This is a genomic window from Vibrio sp. 1078-1, from assembly GCF_033340475.1.
In genome coordinates this window covers 1-660 of record NZ_JAWOWM010000432.1, presented here as the reverse complement: position 1 = coordinate 660, position 660 = coordinate 1, and the positions used below count along the sequence as shown (strand labels likewise).

The following is a 660-nucleotide window of genomic DNA, read 5'->3' as shown; positions in this document are numbered from 1 at the left end:
TTGGTATGAAAATTAAACAAAAAAGCCTCTCTATTGATAGAAAGGCTTTTAATTGGTAGTAGCGTTGTTGCGTATTTTTATGGTTATTTTATCGAAGTGAACTGAGGTTCTAGTTGTTTGCACACGTGTCGCGCAAAACCACTACCTGCTTCGCTGTATATATTAAAGGCAGCGTCCACACCACTTTCCAACAAACCTTCTAGTTGGTCTGGATATTCTGCAATAGCGGCAATTTGCCCTTTGTAGTTTCTACGCTGAAGTTGTTCTAGTGCCGTTTGATTACCTTGATGGTGTGGCATTGCCAATAAAACTAACTTTACGTGACCAGTATCTAGGATTCGTTCCCAAAAATCTGGGTCGGTAGCATCCCCTGAAATGACATTACGTCCTTCTGAACGGTGCTGTTGCGCTGCTTCTTCACGGATCTCAATCCCCAGAGAAATCTTGCCGTAACGTGCGCGTAGCTCGTCATATGCACCGGTACCAATTCGCCCCATACCTAGAATAAGTACTTGAGCATGTCCCGGGTTGATCAACTGGTCACGTTGGTTGAGTTTCTCTGCAGCCGTTTCTTGTAACCATTTACCGGAATGTTGATAAATTTTATGGCCCAAGCGATTTAGAGGTGCTGAGATAATAAAGGATAGTGAAACCGCTACA

At 43.3% G+C, this 660-nt stretch carries 1 protein-coding gene; it reads right to left on the bottom strand.

The genetic code is table 11. The features are described from left to right. Window positions 1-83: 83 nt before the first annotated feature. Window positions 84-660 (bottom strand): NAD(P)-binding protein (locus R7190_RS28030; protein ID WP_318137943.1); only part of this gene is annotated, 577 nt, incomplete at its 5' end.